The organism is Barnesiella sp. An22, from assembly GCF_002159975.1.
GTDB classification, from domain to species: domain Bacteria; phylum Bacteroidota; class Bacteroidia; order Bacteroidales; family Barnesiellaceae; genus Barnesiella; species Barnesiella merdigallinarum.
Genome location: NZ_NFJR01000021.1, coordinates 1 through 19,101, shown reverse-complemented (window position 1 = coordinate 19,101; position 19,101 = coordinate 1). Strand labels below are relative to the sequence as shown.

Genomic DNA, 19,101 nt, shown 5'->3' with positions numbered 1-19,101 from the left:
TGGCTAATTGAGCTACAATCTCACAACAACTCGCCATAAAGTTTGGAGACCGGTTTAAATTATTGTAATTTTACGCTCGTCGGGACGGGTGGTCCCGCCCCTTGGCGCTGGCCGTTCCCCGACCGATGAGTTTTCTAATAGGAAATAATGCGTGACACAGTTTATTTTACACTACCAGAAGCTCTGTATCGAGTTATGATACGTCCCTTTTTAGTATTATAGCTACAATCTGTAACTTTGGGGAGTAGTCATTTTAGTTTTGACACCCTCCTAAGTTGTATGTGTTTTGAGCAAAGGACTTTTTCTTTAAACTCTCCCATAAATTAATGCTACACTATAGTTAATAGCATAAAATGCAAATAGATTAAAACAGATAGATTGAAGTATGTACAAAATGGAGCTTATCATTAGCATATATAAGAAGGTAAATATATAGTACTTGTATAGTTCGAATATTATCCACCGAATCTTTCTTATCATATTATTTTGTTATGATAGAGAATTTTTATATCTTTGAAAATTAAGATAACCGTTCTTTCATTTATGAAAAATCTGGCAACTTGAAGAAGTTTACTCGTTTCTAAATCGTTATCCCTTAAAAAGAATATTCTTATAAGCCTTTCATTTTCAATAAATAAGGAAAAAGGCAATGCCTAAAGCAGTGGAAGGTTATGTGCTTTCTGATTCCAGCTTCGGCAATCCACTGTTTCAAGGGATGATGGGTCATGGAGCGGGTTAAGCCTTTGAAGACTTTTCCGGTGCCCCATTCGCCACACAACTCCAGTGCCTCCTGACTGATGGGGAGGGTGGCCTCGGTTTCTGTCTTTTCAGTACAGATACGAATATAGTAGCCTTGATCCGGACCGACTTCAAAGTCACGCCAGTCCAACTTCAGAATATCACTGATACGGAGGCCTGTCATGCAGGCAAACAGGGAGGCCTGTTTTAAGACTGGAATCTTACACGGAGTAGCGGCCAGTTTCTTGACTTCATCAAGTGTCAGATACTCTTTCTTGACCTCTTTCCATTCAATCTTTTCCAGAAAGTCGTTCAAGTTCTCGCGCAACATCTTTTCTTTATAGGCTATTTTCAATAAGGCACGGAACGTCGAATAATAACCGGCTGCCGAATTGCGTGAGATATAGGCATTGGGATGATTGATCTGTTTGCATTTGAGCAAGTAATCCCTGAACTTCTCGCACAGTTCTACGGTGATATCGCCAAAGGTACATTTACCGCCGACAAATTTCTCAAAGTGATTGTAAACACAATCCCATTTCTCATACTTTTCCCGTGCCTTTGTCCGGAAGTAGGCAAGGAAATCTACCTTTTGCTTGTTCTTGTCCAGAAACCCGAATTCTTCATTGATAAGCGACTGGACACGAATACAGCGAATTGCCTCTGCCTTGTTCAGCATATCCTGATTGAACATTCTTTGCTGCTCGTTCTTGGGCTTGGCATAGATATAGATGCCGAGGAATTCCCGGCGACTCATCTTCATCGTATAAGGATTGCGGATGGCCGGATAATAATCCAGATAAAGAGATATACGGTCGTTACGCAATGGTTTTTGTCTCAAAGTCACGTTGGTGCATGTAAGTGTCATAGCTATATTGTTTTTTGATTAATACTTGTTTTTGTTGCAAATAAAATAAGTGTTCTGATGGTGGTATTTATCACCAGAAAATAACTTTCGGCTCATTCTATCTTTGGAGGCTCAAAGAACTTGTCCAGCTCTGCCCGCAGAATCTTGGTATATTTACCGACTTTGATACGGGGAATATTATGGTATTTCACATAATGGTAGAGTTGGTCCCGTGTCAGATTGAATCGCTCCATCGCTTCGGCAATGGTGTAGTATTTGGGCTCTTCGGGAGCTATGAGACCTTTGGCAATATCCACATGCTTCTTGGAGTAGTACACCATGATGCCGACTTTCTTTTTGGGAATGGCATTCTTTGATACAAAAGAATAGATGGCCGTTAGCGTCATGCCGAACTTCTCTTGCATGTCTTGTGTGCTGTACCATTCCTTAATCTCAGGATCGGGAGCTTTCTTTGCAAAGTAGTCATCAATATGCTTTTTGCTCCAATAGGTTTTACCACGGTTAAATGTCCTGGGGATATTATGCTCTTTAGCTATATGAAATATCCAGGAATCCTTTACGCCATACTTTCCCTTGACTTCAGCTGTGGTGTAGAAGTCGGTGATGCTCTGCTTGGATCTTGATATATGTTTTTTGTAAGGAGAAGCATTATCAAACAGAGCCTCGATGTCTCGTTTCCTGATAATAGTTTTTCTCTTTAACTGAACCGATTTTATCAGGTTAGTTTCTAGATACCTATAAAAGGTAGCCCTGCTGATACCGATATACTTTGCAGCTTCGCTTGGGGTGAAGAAATCCTTGTCAATGCAATTTTCTTTTTCGATTTGCTGATTGACCATTGTTTGAAATTCGCTAACACGCTTTTGCCTTGTTTTTTCTTTGTAGGCAAGGTTAGCACAACGACGCGAACAGCATCGTGTCGAGATTTTGTGGGCAATAAATAATTTGCCACACCACTCACATTTTTTCTGAATGTTGATGTTACTAGCCATTTCATTTATCTTTTTATTTCGCCAAAACTGTATCTCTGCGTATCACTGTGTCTCACAGCGTCTCATTTCTCCACGACCTTGCCAACGATAATCCTCGGATTTTCGTGGTGAGGTACACAGGAGGTACAAAAAATGGCGTAAAAAGGCTTAGCAACGATTATCAACGATACTTGAGCAACAAAAAAGGCGCCCGTAAAGAGCGCCATACTAATCGATTGTAATTGATTTAACTATTTGATAATCAAGTATTTACTTACCGATGCAGAATTTGGAGAAGATGGTACCGAGGATTTCGTCGGTCGAGATTTGGCCGGTGATTTCGCCCAGGTAGTGCATGCATTCGCGGATGTCTTGGGCAAGGAAGTCGCCCGAGAGGCCGGTTTGCAAGCCGTCAAGGGTGCGCAGTATGGCATCGTGGGCGTGCATGAGGGCTTCGTAGTGGCGGGCGTTGGTGACGATTACGTCGTTTTCGCCGGCCTGGGGCAGGTTGACGGTATCGACCAGCATCGACTCGAGGACGTCGATGTTCTGGTTGTGCGACGCCGAGAGAAATATCATTGCGGTGTCGGTCATCTCGTGGGTGAGGCGCTCGTACAGTCGGGTGAGTTGCTGCCGGGTGGTGTCGTCGATTTTGTCGACTTTGTTGAAGGCGATGATGAGGTGCTTGCCGCGGCAGCGAGGGAGTATCTTCCGGGAGAGCTCCTCGATCTCTTGCGGGGCGTGGGTGGCGTCGATGAGCCAGATGACGATGGTGGCCTGGTCGAGTTTCTGGAAGGTGCGCTCGATGCCCATGCTCTCGATGGTGTCGTGGGTCTCGCGGATGCCGGCGGTGTCGATGAAGCGGAAGGTGATGCCTTGCAGCACGACGGTGTCTTCGATGACGTCGCGGGTGGTGCCGTGGATGTCGGAGACGAGGGCGCGGTCTTCCTTGACGAGGCGGTTGAGCAGGGTCGATTTGCCGGCGTTGGTCTCGCCGATGATGGCGGTGGGGACACCGTTTTTGATGGCGTTGCCGAGGCTAAACGAGTCGGAGAGGCGCTTGATGACGCGCTCGATTTCGCGGGCCAGGTCGGTGAGTTTCTGGCGGTCGGCAAACTCTACCTCCTCTTCGCTGAAGTCGAGTTCGAGTTCGACGAGCGATACGAAGGTGAGCAGTTGCTCGCGCAAGCGGGCGAGCTCGCGGCTGAACCCGCCACGCATCTGCTGGATGGCCAGGTGGTGCGAGGCAGCCGAGGTGGAGGCGATGAGGTCGGCCACGGCTTCGGCTTGCGACAGGTCGAGCTTGCCGTTGGTGAAGGCGCGGCGGGTGAACTCGCCGGGGGTGGCCAGCCGGCAGCCCTGGCGCAGCAGCAGGGCCACGATTTGCTGTTGTATGTAGATGGAGCCGTGGCACGAGATTTCGACGGTATCTTCGCCGGTGAAGGAGTGGGGGGCGACGAAGAGGGTGGCGATGACGTCGTCGAGGGTGTGGCCCGCCTCGTCGGCGATGGTGCCGTAGTGGGCGGTATTGGGGCGGGCCTCGGCCAGCGGTTTGCCGGTGGGGGCATGGAATATGCGGTCGGTGATGGCGACGGCCTCGGGGCCGCTCACGCGAACGACGGCGATGCCGCCTCGGCCGGGAGCGGTAGAGACGGCACAAATGGTATCTTGGGGCAGGGGGGTATTCAGTTCAGGTTCCATGTTTCGATCCATAACTTGCTTTCTATCGGGGTTTCTATGCTGTCGGGCAGATTGTAGAAGAAATCTATCCCGGTTAATTTTTCCACGCTGTCGATGGTCACGGCCAGGGCACGCATGCGGGGCTGTTCGTCGCTGTTGTCGAAGAGGAAGGCGATGCCTCGCGGCGGGTCGACATAGGGGGCGGCTACTACCTTGTAGTAGCGGTCGGGCACGGCTATGCGGTTGTGCCCGATGGTGCGTGGCGAGTCGCTCACGATGGGTCCGCAGGCCACGAGCAGGGCACTGTCGCGCTGGGCCCATTCGCGCACGAGCTCTTCCAGCTCTTTCCAGCGGCCGCGGTTCAAGCCCGGGGCCTGGGGGCAGATGTTCGAGAGCAGAAACGACTCGTCCATGGCCTGTTCGCTCCACTTCATGTCGCCGGCGGGCGCCATGTGGCCCCGGTCATATCCGCTGCGGGTGTAGTCGCGGGTGTCGGCCGGGGTACCCTTCACGTCGGGGTCGCTCACAAATCGGTCGCTGCGCGATACCTCGCCCTGCGTTTCGTTGCGCAGCAGTTCATAGCTCACCCAGTTGGGCAGCTTCCATTGCCGGTTGTACGAGGTGGTATATCCCGTGCGGTAGAGTATCTGCGAGGGGCGGCCGGCCGGGGTGCAGGCCAGTTCGGCCTTCTCGATGTGGGCCCGGTCTGAGCGGGTGACCTCCGAGATTACCGACGACGAGTCGGCGTGCTGGATGAGGTACCACAGTCCGCCGGCAATGAGTAGCAGCAGTAGCAGCGATTTGAGGCTGCTCCTCTGGCTCGACGACGATTTTTTCCTCTTTTTTTTCTTTTTGGCCATACGCTCTACTTTTGAATGCGGTAGTGCAAATGTACGAAAAAAAATTTTTACCTTTGTTCGTCTGTTGGACGAATCCATCGGACCATGAACCGGAAAGAAAAACCAATAAAAACATATACGATGAATTTAGTAGATCGTTTTCTCCACTATGTAAGTTTCGATACCCAGTCGGACGAGCTTACCAATATGACTCCCAGTACGCCGGGGCAGATGGTCTTTGCCCAGGCTTTGGCCGAAGAGCTGAAGCAGATAGGCCTTACCGAGGTGACCCTCGACGATAACGGCTATCTGATGGCCACGTTGCCTGCCAACACCGACAAGAAGGTGCCGGTAATCGGCTTTATCGCCCACCTCGATACGAGCCCCGATATGTCGGGCCGCCACGTGTCGCCCCGCATTGTCAAGAACTACGGCGGTGCCGATATTGTGCTGTGTGCCGAGGAGGATGTGGTGCTGAAGCCGTCGGAGTTTCCCGAACTGCTGCACTACGTAGGGCAAGACCTGATTGTGACCGATGGCAAGACACTGCTCGGTGCCGACGACAAGGCCGGTGTGGCCGAGATTGTAACGGCCATGGAGTACCTGTTGGCCCACCCCGAAATCAAGCACGGCAAGATACGGGTGGCCTTCAACCCCGACGAGGAGATTGGCAAGGGGGCTCACAAGTTCGACGTGAAGGCTTTCGGTGCCGAATGGGCCTACACGATGGACGGTGGCGAGATTGGCGAGCTGGAGTATGAGAACTTCAACGCCGCCGTAGCCCGCGTTACCTTCAAGGGCCGCAACGTACATCCGGGCTATGCCAAGCACAAGATGATCAACTCGATACGTATCGCCAACCAGTATGCCATCATGCTGCCCCGCTGGGAGACGCCCGAGCATACCGAAGGCTACGAGGGTTTCTATCACCTCATTTCGTTCGAGGGCAATGTCGAGAAAACGGTGCTCACCTATATCATTCGCGACCACGACCGCGACCGCTTCGAGCGCCGCAAGAAGGAGCTCGAGCACCTCACCCGCAAAATCAACAACGAGTTCCCCGGTTGTGCCAGCATCGAAATCTCTGACCAATACTACAACATGCGCGAGAAGGTAGAGCCGGTGATGCACATTGTCGACCTCGTCTCCGATGCCATGCGTGCCGTCGATGTGGTGCCCATGGTGAAACCGGTGCGCGGCGGTACCGACGGTGCCCAGTTGTCGTTCAAGGGTCTGCCTTGCCCCAACATCTTCGCCGGCGGCCTCAACTTCCACGGACGCTACGAGTTCGTGCCCATCCAGTCGATGGAGAAAGCCACCGAGGTGATTGTACAGATCGCCCGCATGGCAGCCGAGAAGTAACAAACCGTTTTATCCCGACGAAGCAGCATGAGGTACCAGTGGTAGGCCCGGCTGTTTCGTCGGTCTTTTTATATCAATCCTTCACTTATGGCAGGAACCCTCCTTGTACTTACCGGTCCCACGGGGGTGGGAAAGACCGAACTCAGCCTGCAGCTGGCCGAGCACTACGGTGCGCCTATCATCTCGGCCGACAGCCGGCAGTTCTACCGCGACATTCCCATCGGTACGGCGGCCCCCACGGCCGAACAGCTGGCCCGGGTCAAGCACTATTTCGTGGGGCAGCTGGCCTTGACCGACTATTACAGCGCCTCGTGCTACGAGGAGGAGGTGCTGCGCCTGCTCGACACGCTGTTTCAAGAGCACGCTTATGTGCTGCTCACCGGGGGCTCCATGATGTATATCGATGCCGTGTGCAAGGGAATAGACGAGATTCCTACCATAACCGACGAGGTGCGCCGCGAGGTGCTGGAGCACTACCACCGCGTGGGGCTCGAGGCTCTGTGCGAGGAGTTGCGCGAGCGCGACCCGGTCTACTACGGCGAGGTTGACTTGAAGAACCACAAGCGGGTGATTCATGCTATTGAGATTTGCCGCCAGACGGGCGGCCGATATAGCGACCTGCGCACCCGGCAGGTGAAGCAGCGCCCCTTCCGTATCGTGAAAATCGGACTTATCCGCCCGCGCGAAGAGCTGTTCGACCGCATTGCCCGCCGCACCGAACAGATGATGGCCGACGGCCTGCTCGACGAGGCCCGTCGGGTCTATCCCCTCCGTCACCTCAATTCGCTCAATACCGTGGGGTATAAGGAGCTGTTTGCCTGTTTCGACGGAACGATGACCCTCGACCAGGCCATCGAGAAGATTAAACGCAATACCCGGGTCTACTCCAAAAAGCAGGTGACCTGGTACAAGAAGGACCCCGACATGCACTGGTTCTCGCCCGACGACAAGGAGGCGATTATCGAGTATATCGACGGGTGTAAGTAGATAAGATTTTTTGGGGGATTGTTTACCTTTCCTTACGTGTATATATCCCGTCCGGGATATTTCTGGATTCCGCGTCGCAGTGTGGAATGACCGGTTTGTCACCCCGCACTTGATGCGGGGTCTATGGGCATCGAATGTGCACTTCCCGCCCTGGTATTTAATTAGTCGCGTGTCTTTATAAAATATTCCTTTACACCCCGATTGTAGCGCGAGAAGATTTCGCGAGCCTTCTGCAGGAAACCCTTCAGGTGGGGGCGTTGCGGGTGAGCCTGCACCTCCTGTTCTGCCGGAACGACCACGAAGGGGTCGACCGCTGTGACAGGTCGGCGGGTATAGACCAGCGTATACTGGGCCGACTTCAGTACCACCCGGTTTATCGGGTCGCGGGCCACGGTCACTTTTACCAGGGCTCCGCCCACGGTGTCGCGCGTCTTCATGTTGGAGATGAAGTTGCCCAGCGAATAGACGACCAGCGCCTGTGGATTGCCCTGCTTGTCGCAGCGCAGCTCCATGGGTTGAATCACATGCGGGTGGGCCCCGATGACCAGTTGCACCCCCTCGTCGACCAGCAGGTCGGCCAGCTCCTTTTGTGTGGCGTTGGGCAGCAGTTGGTATTCGTTGCCCCAGTGCAGGCAGGCCACAATCAGTTCGGCCTGGAGCTCCCGGGCCCGGCGAATGTCGTGCTTGATGCGTGCCCGGTCTATGTAGTTGACGATGAGGGGCGGGGTGGGGGTGAAGCCGTTGGTGCCGTAGGTGTAGTTGAGAAAGGCGATGCGTATGCCCTTGATGTTGGTGACAAAGGGGTGGAAACGCTCGAGCGAACGGTCGGACTCGTAGGTGCCTATGTGGTCGACGCCGAGGGAGTCGAGCCGTTGCAGCGTGCGCCGGGCTCCACGCGACTGGCGGTCGAGGCAGTGGTTGTTGGCGGTGAGGAAGAGGTCGAAACCCGCCTGTTGCAGGGCGGCGGGAAACTCGTCGGGGGCCGAGAAGCAGGGGTAGCCCGTGTAGGGAGCGCCTCCCGTGGGGGCTTCGAGATTGACCACGGCATAATCGGCCGCTGAAACCTCGGGGGCAATCAGCTCGAAACAGCCCGAGTAGTCATAGCCCTCGCTGGTGCGGGCCGAGGCAATCTGGGCCTGGTGCTGCATGGCATCGCCCGCAAAAAGCAGGGAAACTTCGGTAGCGGGAACTACCGGAGTTTGCCCTAACAAAAGCGGTGCTAAAAAGGTGACAAGCCCAGTCATGGCCCGAAGGTCTTATTGGTAAATGGCTTTCTTGCCGGCCAGCAGGGTGTTGCGCATGAGCGATACGATGGTCATGGGCCCTACGCCGCCGGGTACGGGGGTGATGTAGGAGCAGAGGGGAGCAACCTCGCTGAACTTCACGTCGCCGGTGAGCTTGAAGCCCGACATCTTCGTGGCGTCGGGAACACGGGTGGTACCTACGTCGATGATAACGGCACCCTCTTTCACCATATCGGCCGTGACAAACTCGGGCGAGCCGAGGGCGGCGATGATGATGTCGGCCGTGCGGCATATCTCCTTGATGTTGGGGGTAGCGCTGTGGCATACGGTTACGGTGGCGTTGCCCGGGTAGGTCTTCTGCATCATCAGGGTAGCCACGGGTTTACCCACGATGTTGCTGCGGCCCAGCACCACGCAGTGTTTGCCCTTGGTCTCGATGTTGTAGCGGGCCAGCAGCTCCATGATTCCGGCCGGGGTAGCCGATACGAAGCAGGGCAGGCCGATAGACATGCGGCCCACGTTTACGGGGTGGAAGCCGTCTACATCCTTGCGGTAGTCGATGGCCTCGATTACCTTCTGTTCCGAGATGTGTTTGGGCAGAGGCAGTTGCACGATGAAACCGTCGATGTCGGGGTCGTTGTTCAGTTCGTCGACCTTGCGCAGCAGCTCCTCTTCGGTCACGTCGCTTTCGTAGCGGACGAGTGTCGATTTGAATCCACACTGTTCGCAGGCTTTTACCTTGTGGGCTACATAGGTTTCACTACCGCCGTCGTGTCCTACCAGGACGGCTGCCAGGTGGGGGCGTTTGCCGCCGGCATTGCAGATGTCGGCAACCTCCTGGGCAATTTCTTGTTTGATGCGGTCGGCCACCGCTTTTCCGTCGATTAGTTGCATAAGCATTAGAGATTATATAAAAACTGCCGGACACACTCTCTATTTGCCTAGGGGGCAATCGGTCGTTGTAGTGAGAGTATATCCGGCAGTTTCATGGTTGATAATGTATGTTTTCTTATTTCCGTCTGAATCCTTTCATCATGGCGCCCTTGTTCTGGGTAACCATTCGCATCATCTTGCGCGTCTGGTCAAACTGCTTGATGAGTCGGTTCACCTCCTGGATGGAGGTGCCGCTACCGGCGGCGATGCGCTGGCGGCGGCTGCCGTTGAGCAGCTCGGGGTTGCTGCGCTCTTTGGGGGTCATTGAGTAGATGATGGCTTCGATGCTCTTGAAGGCGTTGTCGTCGATGTCCATATCCTTGATGGCTTTGCCCACACCCGGAATCATCGAGGCCAGGTCTTTGAGGTTACCCATCTTCTTGATTTGCTGTATCTGGCTGAGGAAGTCGTTGAAGTCGAACTGGTTCTTGGCAATCTTCTTTTGCAGCCGTTTGGCCTCCTCTTCGTCGTATTGCTCCTGAGCCCGCTCAACCAGCGAAACGATATCGCCCATGCCCAGGATACGGTCGGCCATACGGGCGGGGTGGAAGTAGTCGATGGCTTCGAGCTTCTCGCCGGTACCGATAAACTTGATGGGCTTGTCGACTACCGTGCGGATAGAGAGGGCGGCACCACCGCGGGTATCGCCGTCGAGTTTGGTCAGAACCACGCCGTTGAAGTCGAGGCGGTCGTTGAACTCCTTGGCGGTGTTGACGGCATCCTGACCGGTCATGGCATCGACCACGAACAGAATTTCGGTGGGGTTTATCTTCTTCTTGATGGCCTCGATTTCGTTCATCATTTGCTCGTCGATGGCCAACCGGCCGGCGGTATCGACGATGACCAGGTCGAAGTGGTTTTCTTTGGCATATTTCACGGCATTGGCGGCGATGCTCACGGCATCCTTGCTGTCGGGCTCGGTATAGACCGGTACGTCAATCTGCTCGCCCAGCACCTTCAACTGCTCGATAGCGGCGGGACGGTACACGTCGCAAGCCACAAGCAAGGGGCGTTTGGCCTTTTTCGATTTCAGCATCTTGGCCAGCTTGCCCGAGAATGTGGTCTTACCCGAACCCTGCAAACCCGACATGAGGATAATCGACGGATTTTGCGACAGGTTGAGGTCGGCCGTTTCGCCTCCCATCAGGGCAGCCAGTTCGTCGTGTACGATCTTCACCATCAACTGCCCCGGCTTTACGGCGGTGAGTACATCCTGTCCCAGCGCCTTCGCCTTTACGGTATCGGTGAATTGCTTGGCCACTTTGTAGTTGACATCGGCATCGAGCAGCGCACGGCGCACATCTTTCAGCGTCTCGGCCACGTTGATTTCGGTGATTTTGCCTTCTCCTTTCAATATTTTAAAAGACCGTTCCAGTCTTTCACTCAGGTTTTCGAACATAGTTTTTCAAACAAAAATTTTTACACTGATGGATAAATCGGTGCAAAATTACTCAAAATCGGCGGAATATGCGAATAAAAACCGAAGAATAACATACGTTTCTCTCCGACCCGTTGCGAAAGTCGCGTGGGGCGCGCAATTATTTTGCATGATAGGGGTGGAAATTAGAAAAAATTTGCTATTATTGTCAATGATTTACAAGCCTGCCGCACCCTCTGGATGGGGGCCTTGCCGATAGTCGGGGTGGGGTAGGCCGACGAGACTTTGATTTTAATCGATTGTGTTATGAAAAAATTCTTCACATTTCTCCTTGTTGTCGTGTTGGTATTGCTGTGTCTTCGGATTGCTGATGTGTGGAAGAGCGAACCCGACGATAAGAATAAGAATAGGGCTTTGGAGCCGGTCGAGGTCGATACTACGGCCGACTCGGTGGCTATGGAACAAAGCACACACTTGAAATTCAAAGGCGTACCTATCGACGGGTCTCTGGCGCAGTTTCTCTCGCGCATGCAGAGCAAAGGCTTCGAGGTGACTTCGGGGCGACAAGACGAGATTCATCGTCTCGAGGGTGACTTTGCCGGGTTCAAGCAGTGCGAGGTCTATGTCTCTACGCTCGACAACCAAGACCTGGTCTCCCGGATAACCGTCTGTTTCCCCATTCAGGACCAGTGGAAAAATCTGTATGGCGACTACAAGACTTTGAAGGAGATGCTGGTCGAGAAGTATGGCCGGCCCGTGTCGTGTGTCGAGCGGTTTACCGATTATTTGGGGAATACTGGCGAGGAGACCTACCTCATGCATTCGGTTAGTAGAGGCGGTTGCAAGTATGTCACCCGGTTTTCAACGGACGAGGGTGACATCACTCTCAGTATAGAACAGCGAGAGGGGCTCTACTGCTTTGCGCAACTGGTCTATCAGGATAAGGAGAATAGCCAGGCTGTGCGAAAGTCGGCCATCGACGATTTGTAGAAATAAAAATTTTGAAAGAGAATATGAATGATACTTGGAATGAAATATGTTATGAATTGAAGAGTTGTATATTTAACAATGCTTTGGAGAAAGAGTATGAGGAGGCATTTGTTAATTGCATGAGACTTCTTGGTTGGAAAAAATCAAAAAAAGAAATCTCGACTCAAAATGTGATACAAGTTGGGCATGAGAAAAAATATGCAGATGTTGTCGCTTTACAAGATGGGATAGAGCAATTTGTAATAGAAATAAAGCGCCCTGGCCATGTCTTGCAACCGGAAGATGAGAAGCAATTATTTTCGTATATGAGATTGCTGAAACATCAAGTTCCTATTGGTATTTATGTGGGGGATGATATACGCATATATTATGACGATGTATCTACACAGCAATATCCTGAATGTGTTTGCTCGATAGAAATAGTAGAGGATAACCCTATTGGATCTCAATTTGTAGAACTCTTTTCTCGAGATAACTTTAGACTGCAGCATTTGGTAGAATTTTGTAAAAAACAGAAGGCTCGCTTAGATGAGCAAAATCAAATTCAAGCAGAGGTTCAAAAAATTTTATCTGATGAAAAGGGCTCGATTTTTAAAGAATTATTGAAAGAAAAATATACGCACAGTGGATATTCATTGGAGTGGGCTGATGCTGTCCTTGAACAGATTACTTTGAATGTGAGTCCTTCTGTCAGAAATCAAAGTATAGAGGTGACTCCTAAAATTCTTGGTGTAAGTACGGGTGATAGGAAGAATAGAGATAGGACTCGTTACAGTATCTTAGGAGGAAAACCGTTACCGAAAAATAGATTTGTATTGGAAGTTGTACGCCTATTCGTGAAGAATAATCCTAAAACATATCATGAATATGTTGGAATATTGAATCCACTTCGACAAGACTCCTTTGGGACGATTGAGCGACTTTCAAAAGCGAATGAACCGCGTTATTTTATGGCAGAAGAAGATCGCTTGCAAAGTCTCGATGGTGTGATATTTGTTGTCTGTACTCAATGGGGAATTTCTAATATTGCTCCGGTTATTCAGTTTGCGAATGAACAAGGATATAATGTTATTCCATTTAACTCAGATAAATAATATTCCAGAACTGTCAACTCTTTATATCTTCTTGTTTCTCCAGTTAGCCTTCTTGAAGAAGAGAGCCGAAAGCATCAGTTTGAAACCCCAATAGATATACTCGACGGTCCAGCAGAGCGAGATATCCACGCGTTGCTGCACGATGATTACATAGATGGCCAGGGTGTAGAAGACGATAGTGACCATCTCGATGAGAAAGGCCATTCGGGTGTCGCCCGTGCCCGATACCGACTGGAACAGAAGGTTACCCGGCAGAGCCAGCAGATAGTAGGCCGACATGACATAGACCGAAGCCGTGCAGTTGGCAATGAGTGCGCTGTCGTTGGTGTAGATGAGCAGAATCCATTGAGGGAAAAGGCACAGCAGGATAATGAGCGGCAGCACAATGGTGTAGCACATCTTGATGATGCGTCGCACGATAGGCATCACGTCGTCGGCCCGGTGGGCCCCCATGGCGTTGCTCACGAGGGTGCAGGCGGTAGCCCCGAAGGCATTGACAGGCATGAAGAGCAGGGTAGAGGTGCTGCGTATGATGTTCGAGATGGCCAGCGGCAGTTCTCCCAGATGCTCCACGGCTACGAAGAAGAGAAACCAGGTGCCGATGGTGAGGAAGTAGAGAATCATGCTCCATACCGACACGTTGAGTATCTCGCGGATGAGTGCGAAGCCTTGGAATCCGAACCGCGAGAGCTGGTATTTCTCCCGGTCGATGCAGAAGAAGGTGTAGAGTACGAAGTGCAGCGCTGCCGAGGCTTCGGCCAGGACCGAACCCAGGGCGGCACCGGCGATGCCCATCTGGGGAGCCCCGAAGTTACCGAACACAAAGATGTAGTTGAACACGACGTTGGCCACGGTCATGATGATGGCGTTGACCATGAGCACGCGGGTGCGGGTGATGGCCACGAAGAAGGCGCGGAACATGACTCCTATCGAGGTGAATATCAGCCCGAAGATTCGGTACTCCATGTAATCTTCGCCGGCCTTGCATACGGCGGGCGATGAGATGAGCAGGTCGAGCAGTCGCGGTGTCCACACCAGCGAGGCCCCCACGAGCAGTATCGAGAAGAAGACCAGAAAGAGGGTGCCCTGTCCCATGATGGGGCCCAGTGCCTGATATTTCGCCTCGCCGTTGCGCCGGGCCATGAGTATCTGGGCCCCGGTGCTGAAGCCGAAGGTGACCATGTAGAAGGCCAGATAGAGCACACCGGCCAGAGCCGAGGCTCCCAGCTCGACCTGTCCCACGCGGCCCATGAAGGCGGTGTCGGTGATGTTGATGAGGTTTTGAACAAATAGACTGACTAAGATGGGGAGTGCGATGCTCCAGATATCTTTGCGGCTGTACATACGATAAGGCAGGTCGTTAGGTTGGGTATTGGTCGGGTTATATAGCGAAAATGCCCACTCGACGAATCGGGCAGGCATTCGCAAGCAGGTTATTCGGTTATATCAGTTTGTTGGTAGCGGTGTCGGGGAATACGACGGCCGGCGTGAACTCACGAGCCTCTTCGGGTGTCATCAGGGCATAGGCCATGATGATGACGATGTCGCCGGGTTGTACCTTGCGGGCGGCGGCTCCGTTGAGGCATACGACGCCCGAACCCCGTTCGCCCTTGATGACGTAGGTCTCGAATCGTTCGCCGTTGTTGTTGTTGACGATAGAGACCTTTTCGTTGGCAATGATGTTTGCCGCGTCCATCAAATCCTCGTCGATCGTGATGCTACCGATGTAATTCAAATCGGCTTGAGTAACGGTTACTCTGTGAATTTTTGATTTTACAACCTCTATAAGCATGGTTCTGATGTGTTATTTTTCGGGACGTCGATAAGCGATGTTGTCGATCAGTCTCACCTCTCCGTTGTATACAGTAATGCAACCCACGATATAGTCCGAGTCGTTCCAGTCGGCAACGGGTTGCAACGTGTTTCCGTCGACAATCTCGTAGTATTCTACGCGCATCTCGGGGATAGCGTTGAGGGTGGCGACCACTTCATCGATAGTCTCTTTCACCGAATGATCGGCTGCAAAGGTACGACTTTTAAATAAAGTCTCGGCTATTTTGGGGGCATTTCTTCGCTGCGACTCGGTGAGCCGGGTGTTGCGGCTGCTCAGAGCCAGGCCGTCGGCCTCGCGCACGATGGGCACGGCCACGATGTTGAAGGTGTATCCCAACTGGGCAGCCATGGCTCGGATGACGGCAATCTGCTGGAAGTCTTTTTCTCCGAAATAGGCATTGTCGGGGCGCACGATGTCAAAAAGTTTGCTCACGATTTGGGCCACGCCGTTGAAGTGTCCCGGACGATATTTACCCTCCATCACCTCGGCCACGGGGCCCAGGTTGAATACACGGGTATCTTCGGTCGGGTACATCTCCTCGACCGAGGGGGCGAAGGCATAGGTGCAGCCTACCGACTCGAGCAGCTGACAATCCTTGTCGAGCGTGCGGGGGTAGAGCCGCAAATCGTTTTTATCGTTGAATTGGGTAGGGTTGACAAATATACTCACCACCGTCACGTCGTTGTTGGCGACGCTGGTCTTTACCAGTTGCAAATGTCCGTTGTGCAAGGCGCCCATTGTCGGTACAAGTCCTATCGTTTTACCGGCATTCCTGTCCGAATCGAGCTGTTGGCGCAATTCGGCGATTGTTGTGAATACTTTCATAATTGAACTTTGGTTAAAAAATCGTGCAAAAGAAGCAAATAAAACCCAATTGACGAAATCAAAGAGAGCTTTTTTATGGATTGTGGCCTTAAATATTTTGGGTTGAGGGGAAAATATGGGAAGTCTGACGATTTTTTGTTGTTAATACTTCTAATATTTCGTGGTTCCCGCCGTTTTTTTTATTATCTTTGCAAAACTAATCGAGTTTAAAGAGGTAGAATGAAAGAAGCCAAAGTTCTATTTATTGCCCAGGAGATCACTCCTTATTTGCCGGAATCGGAGATTGCCCATGTATGTCGCCATTTGCCGCAAGGTATTCAGGATAGAGGGCACGAGATTCGTACGTTTATGCCTAAGTACGGGTCTATTAACGAGCGTCGTAATCAGTTGCACGAGGTCATTCGGTTGTCGGGTATGAACTTGATCATCGACGACACTGATCACCCCCTTATCATCAAGGTAGCTTCTATTCAATCGGCTCGTATGCAGGTCTATTTTATCGACAACGACGACTATTTTCAGCGTAGTGCCGACGGGGTGGCCGAAGAGGCCATGCGCCCCGATAACGACGAGCGCAGCATCTTCTTTGTGCGTGGTGTGATGGAGACGGTGAAGAAGTTGCGGTGGACCCCCGACATTATCCACTGTCACGGTTGGATTACGGCCTTGGCTCCGTTGTACATCAAGAAGAGTTATGCCGAGGATCCCTCGTTCCGTGATGCCAAGGTGATTTACTCGTTGTACGACAATGATTTTAAAGTTCCGTTCGATCCTCGATTTGCCGAAAAATTGAAACTCGAGGGTATTCAGGATAGCGATCTCCCCTTCGCCGTAGGCGATTCGGTAGACCCGGTTATGCTCAACAAGCTGGCCGTGCAGTATTGCGATGGTGTCATTCAGGCCAGCCAGCACATCGACTCTCAAGTTACCGATTACGTTCAGCAACTGAATATCCCCTTCTTGGGATATCAGGACCCCGAAAATTATATTGATGCCTATAACGACTTTTACAGTAAAATTGTAGGGAACGAATAACGTCAGTTACTAAATAGAAATGAAAGTTTTTAGATTTTTGCCGGTTGCTCTTGTCTTTGCTTTAGGCATCGGCATCTCTTCCTGTGGCGACGAAAACAGCCTGATAGGCTCGTCGATAGTCGATACGGATCTCGAAATCGTGGTGGATTCCTCTTTCCAAAAGATGGTAACAGCCAAGTCTATACCCAACGATAGCGTGGTGGGGCGCACGATTACCCAGTTGATTGGGCGTATTTCGATACCCGGCTACGGAAAGTTGGAGACCGATTTCCTCACGCAGTTTATGTCGGCCTCTACCTTCGATACGGTAGGTGTCGACCGTCTCGATTCGCTGGTGCTCTATCTGAGCTACAACACCGAGTCGTTTACGGGCGACTCGCTGGCCCCCATGCAGTTGAGTGTCTACCCGCTCGAGAAACAGCTCAAATCGCCGGTATACAGCAGTGTCGATCCGGCCGAATATTACAATGCACAGAGCGCTCCCATCGCTTTGAAGAGTTACAACGCTTCGTTTCTGGGATTACCCGATTCTCTGGTTAAGTTGGGCTACAAGACCATACGGGTGAAGTTGCCCGATGCCATGGCCGAGCAGCTCTTCGAGAAGTACAAAACCGATCCGCTTGTCTTCTCTTCGCCCAGCCGCTTTACCCAATATTTCCCCGGTTTTTATGTGAAGACCTCGTACGGCAGCGGTTGTGTGGTGAATGTGCAGAACTCGGTAATGAACCTGCACTACACCAAAACCACGGTCATTAACGATAAAGACTCTACCTACGCTTCGACCCAAACCCTTATGGCCGTAACGCCCGAAATTAGCACAGGCAATCATATTCGGTTAGAGATAGACCCCACATTGCAGAGCAATATAGATGCCGGTCGGGTCTATTTGCAAGCTCCGGCGGGCTTGAATGTGCTGCTGCACTTCCCCACACGCGAGATTGTCCGCTCGTTCGAAGAGTCGGTAGGGGCTGGCGGTTCTACCATACAGGGACTCATCAATTCGCTCATTTTGGAAGTCCCGTTGAAAGAGCTGCCCAAGAGCAGTTACAAGCTCGAGCCGCCGCAATTCCTGCTCTTCGTGCGGAAGAGCGAGCTCCAGAGCTTCTTCGAGAAGAAAGAGCTGGCCGACAACGTACGCTCGTTCTATGCCGAATACAACAGCGATACCCGCAAGTATAGCTTTACCGGGCTGCGTACCTTCCTGAACGATGTCATCGAGAAGAAGCGCCAGGGTACCGAAATTACCGATGCCGACGAGGAGATTGTGCTCGTACCCGTATCGGTATACAGCGAGACCGTATCGTCGGGTAGCAGCTATTACTACTACTCGTACAACGAGCAAGAGGTGGTGACCGACATAGTTCCCTACATCTCGGCTCCGGCTCTGGCCGAAATCGACATGGACCATATCCGATTGCAGTTGACTTACAGCCGGCAGAAAACCAAATAGCCGGTCGATGATATACGCACAACAGGAGGCGGGGCGATGCAGTTTGTTCCGCCTCTTTGTTTTCCGCAAGGGGTATTGGCTGTGTAAGTAGCGTAGAGTAAGCCGATTAGCTCTCTTCGATGAGAGGGTGGACCAGCCGATTCGGAAACCGTCGGGCGAGTCGGGCGAAAAAAAATATGTGGTTGCAGCGAAAAAAATAGGCCAAAGAGTTTGTCGGTATTCTCAAAAGTATTACCTTTGCACCGCAATCGCCACAATAGCTCAGTCGGTAGAGCATTTCATTCGTAACGAAAAGGTCCCGGGTTCGAGTCCCGGTCGTGGCTCAGCAAAGAGGTTCAAGTTTCTTGAACCTCTTTTTTTATGCCTCTTACCCTTCAGGTCCGGCCGGGTCGATTGGCCGGGAATCGCCTGCGAGATTCGGGAAAGGCTGTTCGCCGGGCTTGCTGCCCCTCTGTGACTTTATCGGCCAGGCCGCTTTACGGTTATCTACCGATACTCGGTCAAATCTCTTTTTACACATCCGGTACCTCTTTCTCTTCGCTTTCAGTCATAGGCCGAGTTTTTTTCAACAAAGATCAGTCGAGTCGCCTATATTTCATCTATCTTTACAGAACAATAGAGTGCTATGGATATTTCGCATATACGACTTCTTAACCAGCAATTGGTAAGTTCCCGATTTACCGATGTACACGACTTGGTTGCGTGGATGGGTATGGTGCAGGCGCAGGAGTATAAGATGATGCGCTGGGCGGTGGGCATGAGGCTGCGCGAGCCTTCGATGCGTGCTTTTCGGGAGGCGTATGATGCGGGCCGGATTGTGCGCACTCACCTGTTTCGGTGTACCTGGCAACTGGTGGCGGCCGAGGATTTGGG

Annotated in this window: 17 protein-coding genes and 1 tRNA gene; 8 read left to right on the top strand and 10 right to left on the bottom strand. The window is 51.9% G+C overall.

Annotated features, from left to right (window positions below; genetic code table 11):
* Positions 1 to 610: 610 nt before the first annotated feature.
* The 4 genes from B5F38_RS13345 to B5F38_RS13330 form a co-directional block, all read right to left on the bottom strand.
* Complete coding sequence (locus tag B5F38_RS13345) at positions 611 to 1,606, bottom strand: site-specific integrase (RefSeq protein WP_087409625.1); 996 nt, start codon at positions 1,604 to 1,606, stop codon at positions 611 to 613.
* A gap of 92 nt (positions 1,607 to 1,698) precedes the next feature.
* Positions 1,699 to 2,598: a helix-turn-helix domain-containing protein gene (locus tag B5F38_RS13340; RefSeq protein WP_087409624.1), complete on the bottom strand. Its 900-nt coding sequence runs from the start codon at positions 2,596 to 2,598 to the stop codon at positions 1,699 to 1,701.
* Positions 2,599 to 2,847: 249 nt separating this feature from the next.
* The gene (mnmE, locus tag B5F38_RS13335; protein WP_162611684.1) at positions 2,848 to 4,254 is read right to left on the bottom strand and encodes a tRNA uridine-5-carboxymethylaminomethyl(34) synthesis GTPase MnmE; all 1,407 of its coding nucleotides are present in this window, start codon (positions 4,252 to 4,254) and stop codon (positions 2,848 to 2,850) included.
* A gap of 8 nt (positions 4,255 to 4,262) precedes the next feature.
* Entirely contained in the window at positions 4,263 to 5,117 is an 855-nt protein-coding gene (locus tag B5F38_RS13330) for a DNA/RNA non-specific endonuclease (RefSeq protein WP_087409622.1), read from the bottom strand.
* 120 nt (positions 5,118 to 5,237) lie between these two features.
* Here B5F38_RS13330 and pepT point away from each other — a divergent pair, with 120 nt between their 5' ends.
* Both pepT and miaA read left to right on the top strand, forming a co-directional pair.
* Entirely contained in the window at positions 5,238 to 6,458 is a 1,221-nt protein-coding gene (gene pepT, locus B5F38_RS13325) for a peptidase T (RefSeq protein ID WP_087409621.1), read from the top strand.
* Positions 6,459 to 6,545: 87 nt separating this feature from the next.
* A complete protein-coding gene (gene miaA / locus B5F38_RS13320) occupies positions 6,546 to 7,445 on the top strand; it encodes a tRNA (adenosine(37)-N6)-dimethylallyltransferase MiaA (protein ID WP_087409620.1) in 900 nt (299 codons plus the stop codon).
* A gap of 161 nt (positions 7,446 to 7,606) precedes the next feature.
* Here miaA and B5F38_RS13315 read toward each other — a convergent pair whose 3' ends face one another.
* From B5F38_RS13315 to ffh, 3 genes are all read right to left on the bottom strand, one after another.
* Positions 7,607 to 8,689, bottom strand: coding sequence for a CapA family protein (locus B5F38_RS13315; RefSeq protein WP_087409619.1), 1,083 nt, complete (start codon positions 8,687 to 8,689; stop codon positions 7,607 to 7,609).
* A 12-nt stretch (positions 8,690 to 8,701) separates the two neighbouring features.
* Entirely contained in the window at positions 8,702 to 9,583 is an 882-nt protein-coding gene (gene folD, locus B5F38_RS13310; RefSeq protein WP_087409636.1) for a bifunctional methylenetetrahydrofolate dehydrogenase/methenyltetrahydrofolate cyclohydrolase FolD, read from the bottom strand.
* 115 nt (positions 9,584 to 9,698) lie between these two features.
* Complete coding sequence (gene ffh, locus B5F38_RS13305; RefSeq protein ID WP_087409618.1) at positions 9,699 to 11,021, bottom strand: signal recognition particle protein; 1,323 nt, start codon at positions 11,019 to 11,021, stop codon at positions 9,699 to 9,701.
* Positions 11,022 to 11,306: 285 nt separating this feature from the next.
* Here ffh and B5F38_RS13300 point away from each other — a divergent pair, with 285 nt between their 5' ends.
* Positions 11,307 to 11,990: a hypothetical protein gene (locus tag B5F38_RS13300; RefSeq protein ID WP_143240986.1), complete on the top strand. Its 684-nt coding sequence runs from the start codon at positions 11,307 to 11,309 to the stop codon at positions 11,988 to 11,990.
* 11 nt (positions 11,991 to 12,001) lie between these two features.
* Positions 12,002 to 13,084 carry a type I restriction endonuclease gene (locus B5F38_RS13295; RefSeq protein ID WP_087409616.1) on the top strand — a complete coding sequence of 361 codons (1,083 nt, stop codon included), beginning with the start codon at positions 12,002 to 12,004 and terminating at the stop codon, positions 13,082 to 13,084.
* 21 nt (positions 13,085 to 13,105) lie between these two features.
* On the opposite strand, the gene B5F38_RS13290 is transcribed toward B5F38_RS13295, so the two are convergent.
* From B5F38_RS13290 to panC, 3 genes are read right to left on the bottom strand one after another with little or no spacing between them, the layout of a single operon-like run.
* Positions 13,106 to 14,506 (bottom strand): MATE family efflux transporter, encoded by a 1,401-nt coding sequence (locus B5F38_RS13290; RefSeq protein ID WP_241147869.1) that lies wholly within the window; start codon positions 14,504 to 14,506, stop codon positions 13,106 to 13,108.
* 19 nt (positions 14,507 to 14,525) lie between these two features.
* Positions 14,526 to 14,876 (bottom strand): aspartate 1-decarboxylase, encoded by a 351-nt coding sequence (panD, locus tag B5F38_RS13285; protein ID WP_025279494.1) that lies wholly within the window; start codon positions 14,874 to 14,876, stop codon positions 14,526 to 14,528.
* A 12-nt stretch (positions 14,877 to 14,888) separates the two neighbouring features.
* Positions 14,889 to 15,743, bottom strand: coding sequence for a pantoate--beta-alanine ligase (gene panC / locus B5F38_RS13280; protein ID WP_087409615.1), 855 nt, complete (start codon positions 15,741 to 15,743; stop codon positions 14,889 to 14,891).
* A 219-nt stretch (positions 15,744 to 15,962) separates the two neighbouring features.
* Here panC and B5F38_RS13275 point away from each other — a divergent pair, with 219 nt between their 5' ends.
* The 4 genes from B5F38_RS13275 to B5F38_RS13260 form a co-directional block, all read left to right on the top strand.
* Positions 15,963 to 16,778 (top strand): glycogen/starch synthase, encoded by an 816-nt coding sequence (locus B5F38_RS13275; protein ID WP_087409614.1) that lies wholly within the window; start codon positions 15,963 to 15,965, stop codon positions 16,776 to 16,778.
* Positions 16,779 to 16,797: 19 nt separating this feature from the next.
* Entirely contained in the window at positions 16,798 to 18,228 is a 1,431-nt protein-coding gene (locus B5F38_RS13270) for a DUF4270 domain-containing protein (RefSeq protein ID WP_087409613.1), read from the top strand.
* 250 nt (positions 18,229 to 18,478) lie between these two features.
* Positions 18,479 to 18,551, top strand: a tRNA-Thr gene (locus B5F38_RS13265).
* A gap of 302 nt (positions 18,552 to 18,853) precedes the next feature.
* Positions 18,854 to 19,101 (top strand): crosslink repair DNA glycosylase YcaQ family protein (locus tag B5F38_RS13260; protein ID WP_143240985.1); only part of this gene is annotated, 248 nt, incomplete at its 3' end.

What these genes read in the sequence shown, in the direction of transcription:
- B5F38_RS13345 (WP_087409625.1), bottom strand. Translation starts at nt 1,606, where the DNA reads ATGACACTTACATGCACCAACGTGACTTTGAGACAAAAACCATTGCGT.
- B5F38_RS13340 (WP_087409624.1), bottom strand. Translation starts at nt 2,598, where the DNA reads ATGGCTAGTAACATCAACATTCAGAAAAAATGTGAGTGGTGTGGCAAA.
- B5F38_RS13330 (WP_087409622.1), bottom strand. Translation starts at nt 5,117, where the DNA reads ATGGCCAAAAAGAAAAAAAAGAGGAAAAAATCGTCGTCGAGCCAGAGG.
- pepT (WP_087409621.1), top strand. Translation starts at nt 5,238, where the DNA reads ATGAATTTAGTAGATCGTTTTCTCCACTATGTAAGTTTCGATACCCAG.
- miaA (WP_087409620.1), top strand. Translation starts at nt 6,546, where the DNA reads ATGGCAGGAACCCTCCTTGTACTTACCGGTCCCACGGGGGTGGGAAAG.
- B5F38_RS13315 (WP_087409619.1), bottom strand. Translation starts at nt 8,689, where the DNA reads ATGACTGGGCTTGTCACCTTTTTAGCACCGCTTTTGTTAGGGCAAACT.
- folD (WP_087409636.1), bottom strand. Translation starts at nt 9,583, where the DNA reads ATGCAACTAATCGACGGAAAAGCGGTGGCCGACCGCATCAAACAAGAA.
- ffh (WP_087409618.1), bottom strand. Translation starts at nt 11,021, where the DNA reads ATGTTCGAAAACCTGAGTGAAAGACTGGAACGGTCTTTTAAAATATTG.
- B5F38_RS13300 (WP_143240986.1), top strand. Translation starts at nt 11,307, where the DNA reads ATGAAAAAATTCTTCACATTTCTCCTTGTTGTCGTGTTGGTATTGCTG.
- B5F38_RS13290 (WP_241147869.1), bottom strand. Translation starts at nt 14,506, where the DNA reads ATGCCTGCCCGATTCGTCGAGTGGGCATTTTCGCTATATAACCCGACC.
- panD (WP_025279494.1), bottom strand. Translation starts at nt 14,876, where the DNA reads ATGCTTATAGAGGTTGTAAAATCAAAAATTCACAGAGTAACCGTTACT.
- panC (WP_087409615.1), bottom strand. Translation starts at nt 15,743, where the DNA reads ATGAAAGTATTCACAACAATCGCCGAATTGCGCCAACAGCTCGATTCG.
- B5F38_RS13275 (WP_087409614.1), top strand. Translation starts at nt 15,963, where the DNA reads ATGAAAGAAGCCAAAGTTCTATTTATTGCCCAGGAGATCACTCCTTAT.
- B5F38_RS13270 (WP_087409613.1), top strand. Translation starts at nt 16,798, where the DNA reads ATGAAAGTTTTTAGATTTTTGCCGGTTGCTCTTGTCTTTGCTTTAGGC.